Raw genomic sequence first — 16,822 nt, 5'->3', positions numbered from 1 at the left:
ATGATCGAGCTGACTGCGGCACAGGTCGCCGCAGCCACCGGCGGGCGGCTGCACGCCGACCCGGACGTCACGGTCACGGGGGCGGTGATCATCGACTCGCGCGAGACCGGGCCGGGTGCCCTGTTCGTGGCCCTGCCAGGGGAGCGGGTGGACGGGCACGACTTCGCGGCCCGAGCGGTCGCGGCGGGTGCCGCGCTGGTGCTGGCGGGCCGCGAGCTCGACGGCCTGCCGACCGTCGTGGTGGACGACCCGCAGGAGGCCCTGGGCGAGCTCGCCCGGTACGTGCTGGCGACGGTCCGCGAAACGGCCGCCGACGGCGAGGCGCCCCGGGTGATCGGCGTGACCGGCTCGGTCGGCAAGACCACCACCAAGGACCTGCTCGGCCAGCTCCTGGCCCCCGAAGCGGGCGAGGACGCGATCATCGTCCCCGCCGGCTCGTTCAACAACGAGATCGGCCTGCCGCTCACGGTGCTCCGCGTCACCGGGCAGACCCGGTACCTGGTGGCCGAGATGGGCGCCGACCGCATCGGCAACATCGCCTACCTCACGCGCATCGCGCCGCCCGACGTCGGCGTCGTGCTCGCCGTGGGCGTGGCCCATGTGGGCCACTTCGGCAGCGTCGAGGCCATCGCGAAGACCAAGGCCGAGATGGTCTTCGGCGTGGTCGACGGCGGCACCGTGGTGCTCAACGCCGACGACCTGCGGGTCGCCGCCATGGCCGGCCAGGCCGCCCCCGGCACGACCCTGCAGACCTTCGGCACCATCCCGTCCGCCGACGTCCGCGCCGAGGACATCAACGTCGACGCGACGGGCCGCGCGAGCTTCACGCTCCGCGTCGCGGCGGGAGCCGCGTCGTCCGGGGAAGGCGAGCAGCGCGCCGACGTCGCCCTCCAGCTCGTCGGCCCCCACCACGTGAGCAACGCGCTCGCGGCCGCCACGGTCGCCCTGCGCCTCGGGGTGTCCCTGCCTGACGTCGCGCAGCGGCTCTCCGCCGCGACCGCCCGCAGCCCGCACCGCATGGCCGTCACCGAGCGGCCGGACGGCGTCACCGTGATCGACGACGCGTACAACGCGAACCCCGACTCGATGAAGGCCGCCCTGCGCACCCTCGCGGTGATGGCCGGGCGTACCCGCCGCTCCGTCGCGGTGCTCGGCGAGATGCGAGAGCTCGGTGAAGGCGCGCGCGCCGCGCACGACGAGATCGGCCGCCTCGTGGTACGGCTGAACATCAAGCAGCTCGTCGTCGTGGGCGACGGCGCCTATCACATCCATGAGGGCGCCATGCAGGAGGGGTCCTGGGGGTCGGAGTCGATCTTCGTGCCCGACCTGGACGCCGCCCGCGCAATGCTGGACGAGTCGCTGGAGCCCGGCGACGTCGTGCTCGTGAAGTCCTCGCTCGGCTCCGGACTCTGGGAGCTCGGCGACCACCTGTCGATGGCTCTGACCGCTAAGGACAACAACAAGTGATCGCGATCCTGGTCAGCGCCGCGGTGGCGCTGCTCGTGGCCCTGCTGGGCACACCGGTCTTCATCCGGTTCCTGGTCCACAAGAACTACGGCCAGTTCGTCCGCGAGGACGGCCCCACGGGGCACTTCACCAAGCGCGGTACCCCCACCATGGGCGGCGTCGTCATGATCGCGGCCACCCTGGTCGGCGTCGCGGCCTCCATGCTGGTGTCGGGGCGACTGCCGAGCGTGTCGGCGCTGCTCGCGCTCTACCTCATGGCGGGCCTCGGCCTGGTCGGGTTCCTCGACGACTTCACCAAGATCCGCAAGCAGCGGTCGCTCGGCCTGACGGCGCGCGCCAAGCTGATCGGACAGGGCATCGTCGGCATCTCGTTCGCCGTGCTCGCGCTGCAGTTCCCCAACGAGAACTCGCGCACCCCGGCCTCCACCAAGATCTCGTTCCTGCGCGACACCGAGTTCGACCTGGCGTTCGCCGGCGCGACCGTGGGCCTGATCCTCTTCGTCATCTGGGCCAACCTGCTGGTCTCGGCCTGGTCCAACGCGGTGAACCTGACCGACGGCCTGGACGGCCTGGCCACCGGCGTCTCGATCATCACCTTCGGCGCGTACGTGCTGGTCGGCATCTGGCAGCTCAACCAGTCGTGCCAGTTCCTGGCCACGGCCGGGCCACGGTGCTACGAGGTGCGCGACCCGCAGGACCTCGCCATCGTCGCGGCCGCCGTGACGGGCGCCTGCGTCGGCTTCCTGTGGTGGAACGCCAACCCCGCCAAGATCTTCATGGGTGACACCGGCTCGCTCGCCCTGGGCGGCGCGCTGGCCGGCCTGTCGATCCTGAGCCGCACCGAGCTGCTGGCCGTGCTGCTGGGCGGCATGTTCGTGCTCATCGTCTCGTCCGTGGTGATCCAGGTGGGCTTCTTCAAGATGACCGGCCGGCGCGTGTTCAAGATGGCGCCGCTGCAGCACCACTTCGAGCTGTCCGGGTGGGGCGAGGTGACCATCGTCATCCGGTTCTGGCTCATCGCGGGCCTGCTCGCCGGCCTGGGCATGGGCATCTTCTACGCCGAGTGGGTGGCCTCGTGACCGAGGCCGACACCTACGGCACGGTCGAGCCGCGCGTCCCCCTGGCGGAGGCTCGCGTGGTCCTGGCAGGCCTTGGCGTCACCGGCCGGTCGCTCCAGCGGGTGCTCGAACCGCGGGTCGCGTCCCTGGTCACCGTGGACGACAAGGCGCACGACGCCGACCACGGACGGCTCGACGCCGATGGCGCGGCCGCCCTCGTCGCGCAGGCGGACCTGCTCGTCGCCTCGCCGGGCTTCCCGCCGCACCACCCGCTGGTCGCCGCGGCCCTCGCCGCGGGCGTGCCCGTGTGGAGCGAGGTCGAGCTCGCCTGGCGCCTGCGCGCGAACCGCCTGGGCACCGACGAGCCGGCCGCGTGGCTCGGGATCACCGGCTCCAACGGCAAGACGACCACCGTCGAGATGCTGGCGGCGATCCTGCGGGCCGCGGGACTGCGCACCGCCGCCGTCGGGAACGTGGGCCGCTCGCTGGTGGAGGCAGTCCTGGACCCCGCGCTCGACGTGATCGCCGTGGAGCTGTCCAGCTTCCAGCTCCACTTCACGCACACCATGTCGCTGCAGGCCGGCGCGGTGCTGAACGTGTCCGCCGACCACCTCGACTGGCACGGCTCGCTCGAGGCCTACACCCGCGACAAGGGCCGCATCTTCGAGCGCGTCCAGGTCGCCTGCGTCTACAACGTCGCGGACCCGACCACCGAGGACCTCGTGCGCGAGGCCGACGTGGTCGAGGGCGCCCGCGCCGTCGGCTTCGCGGTGGGCACGCCCGGCCCGGGCGACCTCGGGCTGGTCGACGACGTCCTCGTGGACCGTGCCTTCCATGCCGAGCACGACGACCCGGACCGCCGCAAGAGCGCCGCGGAGCTCGGCACCCTCGCCGACCTGAAGCAGCTCGGCGACCACAACGGCGTCGTGCCCACGCACATCGTCGCGGACGCCTTGGCCGCCGCCGCGCTGGCCCGGGCGCACGGCGTGCCCGCGTCGGCCGTCCGCGACGGCCTGCGGTCCTTCGGGCCCAGCGAGCACCGCATCCAGCGGGTCGCGGAGGCGGGCGGCGTCACCTACGTGAACGACTCGAAGGCGACGAACGCGCACTCCGCGGCCGCGTCCCTGGCCGGCTTCGCGCACGGCACCGTCGTGTGGATCGCCGGCGGCCTGGCCAAGGGCGCCACGTTCGACGACCTCGTCTCCTCGCGCGCGGACCGGATGCGCGCCGCCGTCGTGATCGGGGCCGACCCGGGACCGCTGGCCGACACGCTGGCCCGACACGCGCCCAAGGTCCCGGTTGTGGTGATCGATCCCGGTGACACTGAGACCGTGATGCGCCGGGCGGTGACGGCCGCACGCGACCTCGCCCAGGCGGGGGACACCGTGCTGCTGGCCCCGGCGGGCGCGTCGCAGGACCAGTTCGTCTCGTACGCCCAGCGCGGCGAGGAGTTCGTCCGCGTGGTGCGTGACCTCACCGCCACGCGCTGAGCGCGGGAGGGGGCAGGGGATGGCCACGACGACCACGAGCCGCAAGGCGCCCGACCGGAAGGCGCCCGACCGGCCCTGGCTCGGCCAGTGGAACTCGACCGTGACCAGCTACTACCTCCTGGTGGGCACCACCGGTCTGCTGACCGTGATCGGCCTGATCATGGTGCTCTCCAGCTCGACGGTGACCTCCATCGCGGAGGGCCAGTCGCCGTACGCGGCGTTCCTGGTCCAGGCGCAGTACGCGCTGATGGGCCTGCCCGTGCTGCTGGTCGCCGCCCACCTGCCGATCCGCTGGTACAAGCGGCTCGCGCTGCCCGCCCTGGTGCTGGCGCTCGCGCTGCTCGTCGCGGTGATCTTCCTGGGCTCGATCCGCAACGGCCAGCAGAACTGGCTCGAGCTCGGCCCGTTCTCGTTCCAGCCCTCGGAGCTGGCCAAGCTCGCGCTCGCGGTCTGGCTCGGCACGGTCCTGGGCCGCAAGCAGGCGCTGCTGGGGAGCTGGTCGCACTCGATCCTGCCCGCGGTGCCCGGCGCCGTCGCGGTCATGGGCCTGGTGCTCGCCGGGGGCGACCTCGGCACGGCGCTGGTGATGGGCCTGCTCGTGGCGGGCGCCTTCCTGGTCGCGGGCGTGCCCTTGTCACTGATGGGGCTGGGCAGCGCGCTGGCGGCGTTCGTGGTCGGGTACGTGTTCATCCTGCAGCAGGGGTCGGGCGACCGGCTCCAGCGCATCATCGCGACCTACGGCGCCGAGTGCGACGAGACCTCGGAGTGCTACCAGTCCCTGCACGGCCTGTTCGGGCTGGGCACCGGCGGCCTGTGGGGCGTGGGGCTGGGCGGCAGCCGCGAGAAGTGGAACTACCTGCCCGAGGCGCACAACGACTTCATCTTCGCCGTGATCGGCGAGGAGCTCGGCCTGTTCGGCACGGTGCTGGTGCTCGCGCTGTTCGCCGTGCTGGGCCTGGCGATGAGCCGCGTGATCCAGCGGCACAAGGACCCGTTCGTCAAGGTGACCACGGCCGCCGTCGGCTGCTGGATCGTGGGCCAGGCGTTCGTGAACATCGGCGTGGTCATCGGGGTGCTGCCGGTGATCGGCGTGCCGCTGCCGCTGGTGTCCGCCGGCGGCTCGGCGCTGATCACCACGATGGCCGCGCTCGGGATGGTGATCTCGTTCGCCCGGACGGAGCCGGGGGCTGCCAAGGCACTCGCTGCACGCGGTAGCGTCGTCCGCAAGTCACTGGCCGTGCTGGGCGGCGCGGTCAGGAGACGGTAGAAATGTGCACGGCGGCCTGATCTGTGACCAGATCCTGCACGGCAGGCCGCGTCGCGATCGATTCGCCCGGGCCCGGGCGACGACGAGAAGGTGATGATGAGCTCAGCAGTTGTGTCGGTGGTGCTTGCCGGAGGCGGCACCGCGGGACACGTGAACCCCCTGCTCGCGGTGGCCGACGAGGTGCGGCGCCGGGAGCCCGGCGCGCGCGTGCTCGCGCTCGGCACCACCACCGGCCTGGAGGCCGACCTCGTGCCGTCGCGCGGCTACGAGCTGCGCCCGATCCCGCGCGTGCCGCTGCCGCGCCGCCCGAGCCCCGAGCTGCTGCGGCTGCCCGGCCGGCTGACGGCCGCGGTGCGGGCCGCGGAGGACGCGATCGACGAGATCGGCGCGCAGGCCGTGATCGGGTTCGGCGGGTACGTCGCCACCCCGGCCTACCTCGCGGCCAAGCGCAAGGGCGTGCCCATCGTGATCCACGAGCAGAACGCCCGCCCGGGCCTCGCCAACCGCCTCGGCGCGCGGTGGGCATCGCGCGTGGGCGTCACCTTCGCCGGCACGCCGCTGCGCGGCGGCATCCTCACGGGCCTGCCGCTGCGGCAGGCCATCGCGGGCCTGGTCCAGGCGCGCGAGGCCGACGCCGCGGGCGTGCGTGCCCGGGCCGCCGCCGAGCTCGGCCTCGACCCCGCGCTGCCGACCCTCGTGGTCACCGGCGGCTCGCTGGGCGCCCTGAGCCTGAACCGCGCCGTCTCGGGCGCCGCCACCCAGATCCTCGCGGCGGGTGCGCAGGTGCTGCACCTGACGGGCAAGGGCAAGGCCGACGAGGTCCGCGAGACCGTCGCGGGCGTCGACCCGCAGCGCTACCAGGTGCGCGAGTACCTCGAGCAGATGGAGCACGCCTACGCGGTGGCCGACCTCGTGGTCTGCCGCTCCGGCGCGGGCTCCGTCGCCGAGCTGGCCGCGCTCGGCATCCCGGCCGTCTACGTGCCGCTGCCGATCGGCAACGGCGAGCAGCGGCTGAACGCCGCCCCGCTGGTCGAGGCCGGTGGCGGCCTCCTGGTGGACGACGCCGACGTCACGCCCGCCTGGGTGGCCCAGAACGTTCCCACGCTGCTCGCGGACCGCGAGCGGCTCGGTGTCATGGCGAAGGCCGCGGGGTCGGCCGGCACCAGCGACGGCGCGGCTCGTGTCGTCGATCTCGTCGAGCAAGCCGTACGGTCAGCAGGTACCGACACCACGGAGGTCAGGTCATGAGCACCACGGTCACGGATCAGATGGCGGATCAGGTCGCGAAGCTCGGCCGCGTCCACATGATCGGCATCGGCGGGGCGGGCATGTCCGTCGTCGCGCGGCTGCTCGCCGGGCGCGGGGTCGCCGTGCAGGGCTCCGACGCCGCCGAGTCGGAAGCCCTCGCGGCGCTGCGGGAAGAGGGCATCAAGGTGTGGGTGGGCCACGACGCCGCCCACCTCACCGGCGCCGACACCGTGGTGATCTCCAGCGCCGTGCACGAGGACAACCCGGAGCTCTCCGCTGCCCGGTCCCGACGCCTCAACGTGCTCCACCGCTCGCAGGCCCTGGCCGCGCTGATGGAGGGGTCGCGCGGCGTCGCCGTCGCCGGCGCGCACGGCAAGACGACGACGTCCGCCATGGTCGCGACGATCCTGCGCGAGGCGGGGCTGGACCCGTCGTACGCGATCGGCAGCACGGTGCGCACCGCCAGCGGCTCGACGCCGGGCGGCCACCTGGGCTCGTCCGACGTGCTCGTGGCGGAGGCCGACGAGTCGGACGGCTCGTTCCTCAACTACACGCCCACCATCGCCGTGGTGACCAACGTCGAGGCCGACCACCTGGACCACTACGGCACCCCGGAGGCGTTCAACGGCGCGTTCATCCGGTTCGCGCGCCGCCTGGTGCCCGAGGGCTGGCTCATCGCCTGCGCCGACGACGAGGGCTCGCTGTCGGTGGGCGCCACGATCTGCGCCACCGGCGGCCACGTCATCACCTACGGCACCAACGACACCGCCCGCGTGCGGGTCACCGACATCTCCACGACGCCGGAGGGCACCACCGCGGTGCTGCGCGGCGACGTGCTGGGCACCAACGAGCAGGTGGCCGACGGCGCCGGCGTGTCCGGCAGCGTGCCCGGCATCCCGATGCGCCTGTCGGTCCCCGGCAAGCACAACGTGCTCAACGCGACCGCCGCCGTCATCGCGTCGGTGCTGCTCGGCGTGCCCGCCGAGCAGGCGGTCGCCGGCGTCGAGGCGTTCATCGGCACGGGCCGCCGCTTCGAGGAGAAGGGCCAGGCCGACGGCGTGCTCGTCGTCGACGACTACGCCCACCACCCCACGGAGATCAAGGCCGTGCTGACGGCGGCCCGCGAGATCGCCGACGGCGGCCGGGTGCTCGTGCTGTTCCAGCCGCACCTGTACTCGCGCACCAAGACGTTCGCCGACCGGTTCGCGCAGGAGCTGTCCGCCGCCGACGAGGTGGTGGTCACGGACATCTACGGGGCACGCGAGGAGCTCGACCCGACGGTCACGCCGAACACGATCGTGGACCTCATGACCGACCACGGCGCCGCCTACGCGGTTCCGGACCGGCTCGACGCCGCGCACGTGATCGCCGACCTCGCCCGGCCGGGCGACGTGGTGCTCACGGTGGGCGCCGGCGACGTCACCCAGCTCGGACCCGCCGTGCTGGCGCGCCTCGCGGGCCGCGTGGCGACCGGTACGCCGGGGCTGGGCGAGGACTGATGCGCCCGCCCGCGCGCCCTCGCGCCGCGGGCACGGCACGGCCGCGCCCGGCGGACCAGGGCGCGGCCGCACAGGACCGGGGAGGGCCGGAGGCGGACCACCGGGGCCGGGACCTGCAGGACGAGGCCCGGCGGGACCGGTCGGTCGGCGGCCGGCCCGCCGGCGACCGGCAGGAGACCGGCCGATCGCGGCCGGCCCCCCAGGAGCGTCCCGCGACCGGCGCGACGCCGTCCGCGGGCGGCCGGGTGGGTGTGGTCTCGGACCAGCTCGCCGACCGGCTCGCGGAGCGCACCGCGATGGCGCGCTACCGCGTGTGGCGCCGGATCGGCTGGACCGCGTTCGCGGTCGCGGTCGCGGCAGGCCTCGGGTGGGCGGCGTTCGTCTCGCCGCTGTTCGCGCTCGACGCGGAGCAGGTGCGGGTCACCGGGGAGGGCACCACGGTCGACGTCGGCGAGGTGCGTGAGGCCGTGACCGACGAGGCGGGCGTGCCCCTGCCGCGCCTGGACACGGTGGGCCTGCGCGAGGAGATCCTCGCGATGAACGCCGTGAAGAACGTGCGGATCACGCGGGCCTGGCCCGACGGGCTCACGGTGGAGCTCACCTCGCGCGAGCCGGTCGCCGCGGTGCCACAGCCGGGCGACGTGTACGCGCTGATGGACGCCGAGGGCGTCCGCGTCGGGACCGCCGAGGAGGTGCCCGACGGCCTGCCCTCGATCGTGACCTCGCTGTCCGACGCCGGGGCCGGCCGCCGCGCCCTGGACGCGGCCCTCGCGGTGCTCGGCGCGCTGCCGCCGAAGCTGGCGGCCGACATCACGACGGTGAGCGCGGCGACGCAGGACGACGTACGGACCACGCTGTCCGACGGGCGCGTGATCCGGTGGGGGAGCGGCGCGGACGTACCGCTCAAGACGAAGGTCGCGCAGACGCTGCTGCGGGCGGAGCCGACGGCGACCACCGTCGACGTGTCGTCGCCCGGCCTGCCGGTCACGCACTGACCAGGCCACCTACCGAGCAGGTCACGCACCGACCAGGAATAACATCGGTGTGATTTCTCGCGTGCATCGTTGCGCGACACGCGCAACGATGTCTTCGACACACCCCGGCGGCACACCTACCGTCGAACTCAGCAGCAACCTGACATAACTCTAACCCTCTACCTCAACCTGAGACTTTGGGAGGGATGAGAGTCGGGACTCGGGACCCGAATCGAAAGGCGACGACGTGGCAACTCCGCAGAACTACCTGGCAGTAATCAAGGTGGTCGGTATCGGCGGCGGTGGTGTGAACGCCGTCAACCGCATGATCGAGGTCGGCCTCAAGGGCGTCGAGTTCATCGCGATCAACACCGACGCACAGGCGCTCCTGATGTCGGACGCCGACGTCAAGCTCGACGTCGGGCGCGAGCTCACGCGCGGCCTCGGCGCCGGCGCGGACCCCGAGGTCGGCAAGAAGGCCGCCGAGGACCACGCCGAGGAGATCGAGGACGTCCTGCGCGGCGCCGACATGGTCTTCGTCACCGCGGGCGAGGGCGGCGGCACCGGCACGGGCGGCGCCCCGGTCGTGGCGCGCATCGCGCGCTCGCTCGGCGCGCTGACCGTCGGCGTGGTGACGCGCCCGTTCACGTTCGAGGGCCGGCGCCGTGCGGTCCAGGCCGAGAGCGGCATCGAGAACCTCCGCGACGAGGTCGACACGCTGATCGTCATCCCGAACGACCGGCTCCTGTCGATGTCCGACCGGAACGTGTCCGCCATCGCGGCGTTCCACTCGGCGGACCAGGTGCTGCACTCCGGCGTGCAGGGCATCACCGACCTCATCACCACGCCCGGCCTGATCAACCTCGACTTCGCCGACGTGAAGTCGGTCATGCAGGGTGCGGGCTCGGCGCTCATGGGCATCGGCTCCGCGCGCGGCGAGGACCGTGCGGTGCAGGCCGCCGAGCTGGCGATCTCGTCGCCGCTGCTCGAGGCCTCGATCGACGGCGCGCACGGCGTGCTGCTCTCGATCCAGGGCGGCAGCGACCTCGGCCTGTTCGAGGTGCACGAGGCCGCGCGCCTGGTGCAGGAGGCCGCGCACCCGGAGGCGAACATCATCTTCGGTACGGTCATCGACGACGCGCTGGGCGACGAGGTGCGGGTCACCGTCATCGCGGCCGGCTTCGACGGCGGCCTGCCCAAGGAGCGCAAGGACAACCGCGCGCTCGGCCAGGTCGCCGGTGCGGTCGGGACGGGCTCGCGCAGCCCCGCCACCGCGCCGGTCCCACTGCCCGACGTGTCGGACGCCGCCCGCCGCGCGCCCGAGCACACCGGGGTGAACGGCATGCCGCCGTCGGTCCCGCCGACGCACCAGCCGGCGCCCGTGTCCACGCTGCCCCGCGTGATCGACGACGAGGGTTCGGACGACGTGCCGCGCACGCTGGACGAGCCGGCCGTCGTGGTGCAGGGCTCGTTCAACCGCCAGGAGGTGGGGCGCGAGCAGGGCGAGCGGGTCGAGGTCCCGCCGCTGTACGACGAGAACCCGCGTCGTTCCACGGAGGACCTGGACGTCCCCGACTTCCTGAAGTGACCGGCCGGGTAACCTCGCACCCGTGAGCGAAACCCGGACTCTTGCAGGCGTGCACCCCGTCGACCTGGGCGACGGGGTGCACGCCTTCTTCACGTCCAGCGCGGGCGGCGTCTCGCTCGCCCCGTGGGCGGCCGCGGACGGCGGCGGAGGTCTCAACCTGGGCCTGAACGTGTCCGACGACGGCGCGCGGGTCGCGGTCAACCGGTCCCGTGCCGCCGAGCGTCTCGGCGCGCCGGTCGCGTTCGCCACCCAGGTGCACGGCGACGTCGTGCTGGAGCTCGGCGCGACCGAGCGCGCGCTGTGGGCCGCGCCCCGGCCGCCGGCCTCGGCGGGGGAGGGTGACGCCCTCGTCACCTCCGAGCGCGGGCTGGGCCTCGGGGTGCTGGTCGCCGACTGCGTGCCGGTGCTGCTCGCCGACCCGGTGGCCCGCGTGGTCGCCGTCGCGCACGCCGGGCGCAAGGGTGTGCTGGCCGGCGTGGTGCACCGGGCGCTGGACTCGCTGGTCGCCCGGGGCGCGGATCCCGAGAGCGTGCGCGCCGCCGTCGGGCCCGCGGTGTGCGGGCGGTGCTACGAGGTGCCCGCCGCGATGCGCGACGAGGTGGCCGCGGTCGTGCCCGAGACCTTCGCGACCACGAGCGACGGCACGCCGGGCCTCGACCTGCCCGCAGGGGTGGTCGCGCAGCTCGTCTCCCGGGGGGTGGCGGTCACGCGGGTCGAGCGCTGCACGCTGGAGGACCCGGAGCTGTTCTCGCACCGCCGGGCGAGCGTGACCGGCGTCACGACCGGACGGCAGGCGGGCGTCGTGGCGCTGTTCTGAGCCCGCCGTGGCGGATTCCCGCCACATCCGCGACACGCCGACAACAGTGCCCTGACCTGCGAAATCACACGGATGTCGTTTTTAGCGAGCAATCGCTGAACAACTTTGGCAAAGTTGTTCGTGGCACGGCGTGTCGCACTTCCGGGTCGGATTGCGCCGGGCTACTTTTGTCAAGACGACCTCGGTCGGAGGTCAAGGTCGGACCTGTTGTACGGGCCCGCTGGGACACAGACAGAAGGACGCACAGCAGGCGACGAACGGAGAGTGAGCGATGGCCGGAGCGCTTCGCAAGACCATGCTGTATCTGGGCCTCGCCGACGATCAGGGCGAGCAGGAGTACCTCGACGAGTACGACGAGGGCCTGGAGGAGAACGTGGAGGACCACCGACACGCGCAGGTCACGCCGCTGCACCGCGATGGCGTGCCCCACCAGGCGCTCTCCACGGGGGAGCTGCGCCGCATCACGACCGTGCACCCGCGCTCGTACAACGACGCACGGAGCATCGGCGAGGCTTTCCGCGCCGGCACTCCCGTCATCATGAACCTCTCCGACATGGACGACGCCGACGCCAAGCGCCTGGTCGACTTCTCGGCCGGCCTCATCTTCGGCCTGCACGGCTCGATCGAGCGGGTGACCAACAAGGTCTTCCTGCTCTCTCCCGAGCACGTGGAGATCGCGGCCGAGGAGCAGGTCGCCACCGAGAAGCCGAACGGACGCGGCGGCTTCTACAACCAGAGCTGATCACCACGAGACCTGAGCGGGGGGCGGTCGCCACACGGCGAACGCTCCCCGCTCACGTCTGTCCCCACATCGCATCCGCGCAGGTTCATGGGATCCGGGGGACGAACACGTTAAGTTGTGCGTGTGACTCTGATCCTGCAGTTCATCAGCTTCCTGCTGTGGCTCTTCATCCTGTTCCTCATCGGTCGGCTCATCTTCGACTGGGTGCAGTTCTTTGCCCGGGACTGGCGGCCGCGTGGTGTTCTGCTCGTGGTTGCCGAGGCGGTCTACACGGTCACGGACCCGCCGCTGCGGTTCCTGCGCCGGCTGATCCCGCCGCTGCGGCTGGGCCAGATCCAGCTCGACCTGGCCTTCATCGTCCTGTTCTTCGGCGTCTCGATCCTCTCCCAGCTTGTCGGTTCCTGGGCCAGGATGGGCTGACGCCACCGGAAAAGTGGTGGAGATGTGCCGGTTCTCGTCGGAGTGGCGCACGATTCATCGATGTGAGGCACGAGAATATTGACCGATGCATGGATCCGGGCTGGGGTGACACGGCACACTCTGTGAGGAAATCGTGCCCGGGGGTGCTCCCGGTGTCCCGGGCCGATGTCGTCCGCTACCGTGGGCTTCGGCGAAGGGCGCGCGGCTTGCTAGCGCCGACGTCCGAGTTCAGCGTTCCTACGTTCTAACTTTCGAGGTGACACGATGGCACTGCTTACAGCAGAGGACATCCTCAACAAGAAGTTCTCCGCGACGAAGTTCCGCGAGGGCTACGACGTCGAGGAGGTCGACGACTTCCTCGACGAGGTCGTGCGGACGCTGACCAACGTCCAGGAGGAGAACGAGGGCCTGCGGCAGAAGGTCGCGGCCGCCGAGCGGCGCATCGCGGAGCTGTCGCGCAGCGACGCCGCCGCCCCCGCCCGCGCGCAGGCCGCGCCGGTCGCGGCGCCCGTCATGCCTACCGGCCCCGCCGGCCCCAAGGGCAACGGCCCGGAGCCCGAGTCGGCGACCGGCATGCTCCAGCTGGCCCAGAAGCTGCACGACGACTACGTGCGCTCCGGCCAGGAGGAGGGTGACCGCCTCATCACGGAGGCCAAGACCGAAGGTGCGCGCATCGTGCGCGACGCCGAGGAGACGTCGCACCGCACGCTCTCCCAGCTCGAGCAGGAGCGTTCGCTGCTGGAGCGCAAGATCGACGAGCTGCGCCTGTTCGAGCGCGACTACCGCACCCGCCTGAAGAGCTTCCTGCAGAACCTGCTGGGCGACCTGGACGCGCGGGGCTCGGCCCTGCCGCCGCGGAACAACCAGCAGTCCGGCCGGCCGGCCGAGATGGCCCAGGGCATCTGAGGGCCGTCTGACAGCACCGCTCGACACGCACGGCGGCCCGGACGTCCCCACCTCACGTCCGGCCGCCGTGCGAGTTGTGCGGCACACGCTCATCATGGGGGCGCGCCACAACGGCGCGCCCCGTTGTGCGTCTGGCCGCTTGTGCTTACGCTTCGTGCACTTGACCACCGGGGGCGACCGCGAAGGGGAACCCATGACCAAGATCTCGACTGCGACGCGAGCGGCGATCAAGCAGGAGTTCCCGAACCTGACACGAGACGTGAAGAAGTTTCCCGTCCGTGACGGTGAAGAACCCTGGACCGTCCGTGAGGCGGAGGAGCTGGCCGCGCTGCTCCTCGAGGACAAGGAGCGGCTGGAGCGCGAGCTGCACGTCGCCGACCGTGAGCTGTCGGACCTGCTGCGCAACTCGGGCGACGGCGCCGGCGACGACCAGGCCGACTACGGCTCGAGCGCCCTGGAGCGCGAGCAGGAGCTGACGCTCGTCAACAACATGCGTGACCTCCTGGACCAGACGAACCACGCCCTCGACCGGATCCGGAAGGGCACCTACGCCACGTGCGAGCTCACGGACCTGCCGATCGGCAAGGCTCGGCTGCAGGCGTTCCCGAGGGCCACGCTGTCGGTCGAGGCGAAGGCGCGCGAGGAGCGCCGCGGGGCCTGAGCGGCTGGCGTGACGAGGGCGTCACGCCGGACCGTGCACCGGATCCTGCACTCGATATCAACGTTGTGATGTCTGAGTTACGTGCATACCTCATGCATTGCCATGGAGTTCGATCCTGGAATGTCGTTTTTCGTACTCCCGGCGCTCCGTGCGGCACGTCACGTTCCGATTGACAGGGTGAATTTCACCCCGGATGCTCGTCCAGGTGAATCACACACGTGTGGTTCACCGCTATTTCGACGGACGCTATTCGAGGGGGAAAACACAATGATCCGAGGATTCCGTGCAACGTGTCGTGCGGGTGCGGCCGTGGCCATGTCGGCCGGTCTGGTCGTCGCCGCGGCGTCGGGCGCCAGCGCACTGACCCAGGGCGACTCGCCCGAGGCGCACGTGATCAGCTCGGCCGAGACCAGCGAGGTGCTCGGCGGGATCGACGGTGCCGTCGGCGTCGTCGGCGCCGACGGTGCGCTGGACGTGCTCGGCGCGACCCAGAACGCGGAGCTCCCCGAGGGGATCGACGGCGTGATGGTCCCCGAGGAGGTCGCCACGGCTGGTGAGGTCGTCGAGATCGGTGGCGACGGCAGCTTCAACGCGCTGAACAACGTGTGCGTCGCTCCCTGGTACTGGGAGGGCCCGGGCAACGTGGGTAGCACCGCCAACCTGACGGACTACCAGGCCTGCGACGAGGGCGACGCCGTCATCGGTGGCGAGGACTCGGTCAACGTCCTGAACAACGTGTGCGTCGCGCCGTGGCACTGGGACGGCCCGCTGAACCTGTTCCAGACCGGCAACGTGACCGGCTACGCCGCTTGCTGACGTTCTGACGTCAATTGACTGTCGCCGCGCGGTGACGCGGTGATGTCGCACCAGGCGAGGCCCTTTCCCGGAAATCCGGGAAAGGGCCTCGCTGCCTTTGTGCGGGGTGCTCCAGCAATTCGGAGCCTTTGTCCGTAGGCTCCGTTTTTCACGGTCCGCGCCGGGTCGTGTTTCCGCGTCCTTCCGCTGATCTCCGACGCGGCGCCGGACGCTGGGTCGGGCAGGGCTCATGGCATGGGAGACTTTGCCTGATGTCTACTCCCGCTGAACCCTCCGCCGTGGCCGGCGACAAGTCCAGTCCCGCAGCCACGCCCTCGCCGTCGGGCAGCCGTGTGCTCGTTGCCTGGACCGGCGTGCTCGCGGCCCTCGTCCTGGCCGCCGACCAGCTCACGAAGTGGTGGGCCGAGTCCGCACTGACGCCGAACGCCGAGCCGATCCCGCTCGTGGGCGACCTGCTCGGCCTGCGCCTCATCTACAACCCCGGCGCCGCGCTGTCGATCGCCTCGGGCTACACCTGGATCCTGACCATCGTCGTGACGGTCGTCGTGGTCTTCATCGTCCGGGCGATCGGCCGCCTCGGGTCGCGGGGCTGGGCCGTCGCGCTCGGCCTGCTGCTCGGTGGCGCCGTCGGCAACCTCATCGACCGCCTGGCGCGCGAGCCCGGGTTCGCGCGCGGGCACGTCGTGGACTTCATCGACTACGCCGGCTTCTTCGTGGGCAACGTGGCGGACATCGCCGTCGTCGCCGCGGCCGTGCTGATCGCCCTGCTCTCCCTGCGGGGGATCGGCCTGGACGGCAAGCGGCACACGGGTGACGAGCCCGCCGACGCCGCGGCGGAGGAAGCCGCCGATGCCTCGGTGGACAAGGTGGCGGACGAGACATCCGGGAAGCCCTCCGGGAAGACGGTCGGCGAGCAGGGCGACCCCGCCTGATGGCGCTGCGGACCCTGCCCGTCCCCGACGGGCTCGCCGGCGACCGGGTCGACGCGGCGCTGGCCCGCATGCTCGGCTTCTCGCGGACGCGCGCCGCGGAGCTCGCCGAGGCGGGCGCCGTCTCGCTCGACGGGCGTCAGGTCGGCAAGTCGGACCGCGTGGTCGCGGGCGGCTGGCTCGAGGTGGACATGCCGGAGGAGCGGCCCGCCGTCGAGGTCGTGGCGGAGCCCGTGCCCGGCATGGGCATCGTGTACGACGACGACGACCTGGTCGTGATCGACAAGCCCGTCGGCGTGGCGGCGCACCCGTCGCCGGGCTGGACCGGACCGACCGTGGTCGGCGCGCTGATCGCCGCGGGCTACCGCGTCTCGACGTCGGGCGCCGCCGAGCGGCAGGGGATCGTGCACCGGCTCGACGTCGGGACGTCGGGCCTCATGGTCGTGGCCAAGTCGGAGGTCGCGTACACGGGCCTCAAGCGCGCCTTCAAGGAACGCACGGTCGACAAGGTCTACCACGCGCTCGCCCAGGGCCACCCCGACCCGACGACGGGCACGATCGACGCGCCGATCGGCCGGCACCCCAGCTCGGACTGGAAGTTCGCGGTGACCGCGGACGGCAAGCCGTCGGTGACGCACTACGAGACGCTGGAGATGCTGTCCGCGGCCTCCCTGCTGGAGGTGCACCTGGAGACCGGACGCACCCACCAGATCCGGGTGCACTTCGCGGCGCTGCGCCACCCGCTCGTGGGCGACCTGACCTACGGCGCGGACCCGGTGCTGGCCTCCAGGGTGGGGCTCACGCGGCAGTGGCTGCACGCGCACCGGCTGGGTTTCGAGCACCCCGTGACCGGGCGCTGGGTCGAGGTGGAGTCGCCGTACCCGGCAGATCTGGAGGCCGCGCTCGAGGTCGTGCGGGGCGCGTACAAGTGATGTGAGAT

Annotated in this window: 16 protein-coding genes; all 16 read left to right on the top strand. The window is 72.0% G+C overall.

What is annotated here, in order from left to right; translation table 11 throughout:
• The 16 genes from murF (at position 1) to AB0I29_RS19430 (ending at position 16,814) form a co-directional block, all read left to right on the top strand.
• Positions 1 to 1,467, top strand: a complete 1,467-nt coding sequence (gene murF, locus AB0I29_RS19505) for a UDP-N-acetylmuramoyl-tripeptide--D-alanyl-D-alanine ligase (RefSeq protein WP_357484571.1) — start codon at positions 1 to 3, stop codon at positions 1,465 to 1,467.
• Positions 1,464 to 2,546: a phospho-N-acetylmuramoyl-pentapeptide-transferase gene (gene mraY / locus AB0I29_RS19500; protein ID WP_285101493.1), complete on the top strand. Its 1,083-nt coding sequence runs from the start codon at positions 1,464 to 1,466 to the stop codon at positions 2,544 to 2,546. The genes murF and mraY overlap by 4 nt, the downstream gene beginning before the upstream one ends.
• Positions 2,543 to 4,015, top strand: a complete 1,473-nt coding sequence (gene murD / locus AB0I29_RS19495; protein ID WP_357484567.1) for a UDP-N-acetylmuramoyl-L-alanine--D-glutamate ligase — start codon at positions 2,543 to 2,545, stop codon at positions 4,013 to 4,015. Before mraY ends, murD begins: the two co-directional genes overlap by 4 nt.
• 19 nt (positions 4,016 to 4,034) lie before the next feature.
• Positions 4,035 to 5,282, top strand: a complete 1,248-nt coding sequence (gene ftsW / locus AB0I29_RS19490; RefSeq protein ID WP_285101497.1) for a putative lipid II flippase FtsW — start codon at positions 4,035 to 4,037, stop codon at positions 5,280 to 5,282.
• Between the two features lie 96 nt (positions 5,283 to 5,378).
• Positions 5,379 to 6,530, top strand: coding sequence for an undecaprenyldiphospho-muramoylpentapeptide beta-N-acetylglucosaminyltransferase (gene murG / locus AB0I29_RS19485; protein WP_357484562.1), 1,152 nt, complete (start codon positions 5,379 to 5,381; stop codon positions 6,528 to 6,530).
• Positions 6,527 to 8,029, top strand: a complete 1,503-nt coding sequence (murC, locus tag AB0I29_RS19480) for a UDP-N-acetylmuramate--L-alanine ligase (RefSeq protein ID WP_285101501.1) — start codon at positions 6,527 to 6,529, stop codon at positions 8,027 to 8,029. The genes murG and murC overlap by 4 nt, the downstream gene beginning before the upstream one ends.
• The gene (locus AB0I29_RS19475) at positions 8,029 to 9,024 is read left to right on the top strand and encodes an FtsQ-type POTRA domain-containing protein (protein ID WP_357484558.1); all 996 of its coding nucleotides are present in this window, start codon (positions 8,029 to 8,031) and stop codon (positions 9,022 to 9,024) included. The genes murC and AB0I29_RS19475 overlap by 1 nt, the downstream gene beginning before the upstream one ends.
• 226 nt (positions 9,025 to 9,250) lie before the next feature.
• Complete coding sequence (gene ftsZ, locus AB0I29_RS19470; RefSeq protein ID WP_285101504.1) at positions 9,251 to 10,591, top strand: cell division protein FtsZ; 1,341 nt, start codon at positions 9,251 to 9,253, stop codon at positions 10,589 to 10,591.
• Between the two features lie 22 nt (positions 10,592 to 10,613).
• Entirely contained in the window at positions 10,614 to 11,408 is a 795-nt protein-coding gene (pgeF, locus tag AB0I29_RS19465; protein ID WP_357484554.1) for a peptidoglycan editing factor PgeF, read from the top strand.
• Positions 11,409 to 11,679: 271 nt separating this feature from the next.
• Positions 11,680 to 12,150, top strand: a complete 471-nt coding sequence (locus AB0I29_RS19460) for a cell division protein SepF (protein WP_182614681.1) — start codon at positions 11,680 to 11,682, stop codon at positions 12,148 to 12,150.
• Between the two features lie 123 nt (positions 12,151 to 12,273).
• Complete coding sequence (locus AB0I29_RS19455) at positions 12,274 to 12,570, top strand: YggT family protein (RefSeq protein ID WP_357484550.1); 297 nt, start codon at positions 12,274 to 12,276, stop codon at positions 12,568 to 12,570.
• A 264-nt stretch (positions 12,571 to 12,834) separates the two neighbouring features.
• Complete coding sequence (locus AB0I29_RS19450) at positions 12,835 to 13,476, top strand: DivIVA domain-containing protein (protein ID WP_020016671.1); 642 nt, start codon at positions 12,835 to 12,837, stop codon at positions 13,474 to 13,476.
• 193 nt (positions 13,477 to 13,669) lie between these two features.
• Positions 13,670 to 14,137, top strand: coding sequence for a TraR/DksA C4-type zinc finger protein (locus tag AB0I29_RS19445; RefSeq protein ID WP_036966460.1), 468 nt, complete (start codon positions 13,670 to 13,672; stop codon positions 14,135 to 14,137).
• 309 nt (positions 14,138 to 14,446) lie between these two features.
• Positions 14,447 to 14,953: a hypothetical protein gene (locus AB0I29_RS19440; protein WP_357484545.1), complete on the top strand. Its 507-nt coding sequence runs from the start codon at positions 14,447 to 14,449 to the stop codon at positions 14,951 to 14,953.
• A gap of 251 nt (positions 14,954 to 15,204) precedes the next feature.
• Positions 15,205 to 15,885, top strand: coding sequence for a signal peptidase II (locus tag AB0I29_RS19435; protein WP_357484542.1), 681 nt, complete (start codon positions 15,205 to 15,207; stop codon positions 15,883 to 15,885).
• The gene (locus AB0I29_RS19430; protein ID WP_357484539.1) at positions 15,885 to 16,814 is read left to right on the top strand and encodes an RluA family pseudouridine synthase; all 930 of its coding nucleotides are present in this window, start codon (positions 15,885 to 15,887) and stop codon (positions 16,812 to 16,814) included. Before AB0I29_RS19435 ends, AB0I29_RS19430 begins: the two co-directional genes overlap by 1 nt.
• Positions 16,815 to 16,822: the final 8 nt, after the last annotated feature.

The sequence above is a fragment of the Promicromonospora sp. NPDC050262 genome (assembly GCF_040655935.1).
GTDB lineage: Bacteria > Actinomycetota > Actinomycetes > Actinomycetales > Cellulomonadaceae > Promicromonospora.
Note: the sequence above shows the minus strand (reverse complement) of the source record. Positions and strands in the feature narration are given on the sequence as shown.

Excerpts from the sequence above, each read along its gene's own strand:
- ftsW (WP_285101497.1), top strand. The coding sequence starts at position 4,035 with ATGGCCACGACGACCACGAGCCGCAAGGCGCCCGACCGGAAGGCGCCC.
- murF (WP_357484571.1), top strand. The coding sequence starts at position 1 with ATGATCGAGCTGACTGCGGCACAGGTCGCCGCAGCCACCGGCGGGCGG.
- AB0I29_RS19435 (WP_357484542.1), top strand. The coding sequence starts at position 15,205 with ATGTCTACTCCCGCTGAACCCTCCGCCGTGGCCGGCGACAAGTCCAGT.
- AB0I29_RS19430 (WP_357484539.1), top strand. The coding sequence starts at position 15,885 with ATGGCGCTGCGGACCCTGCCCGTCCCCGACGGGCTCGCCGGCGACCGG.
- AB0I29_RS19460 (WP_182614681.1), top strand. The coding sequence starts at position 11,680 with ATGGCCGGAGCGCTTCGCAAGACCATGCTGTATCTGGGCCTCGCCGAC.
- murC (WP_285101501.1), top strand. The coding sequence starts at position 6,527 with ATGAGCACCACGGTCACGGATCAGATGGCGGATCAGGTCGCGAAGCTC.
- AB0I29_RS19445 (WP_036966460.1), top strand. The coding sequence starts at position 13,670 with ATGACCAAGATCTCGACTGCGACGCGAGCGGCGATCAAGCAGGAGTTC.
- AB0I29_RS19450 (WP_020016671.1), top strand. The coding sequence starts at position 12,835 with ATGGCACTGCTTACAGCAGAGGACATCCTCAACAAGAAGTTCTCCGCG.
- AB0I29_RS19475 (WP_357484558.1), top strand. The coding sequence starts at position 8,029 with ATGCGCCCGCCCGCGCGCCCTCGCGCCGCGGGCACGGCACGGCCGCGC.
- murG (WP_357484562.1), top strand. The coding sequence starts at position 5,379 with ATGAGCTCAGCAGTTGTGTCGGTGGTGCTTGCCGGAGGCGGCACCGCG.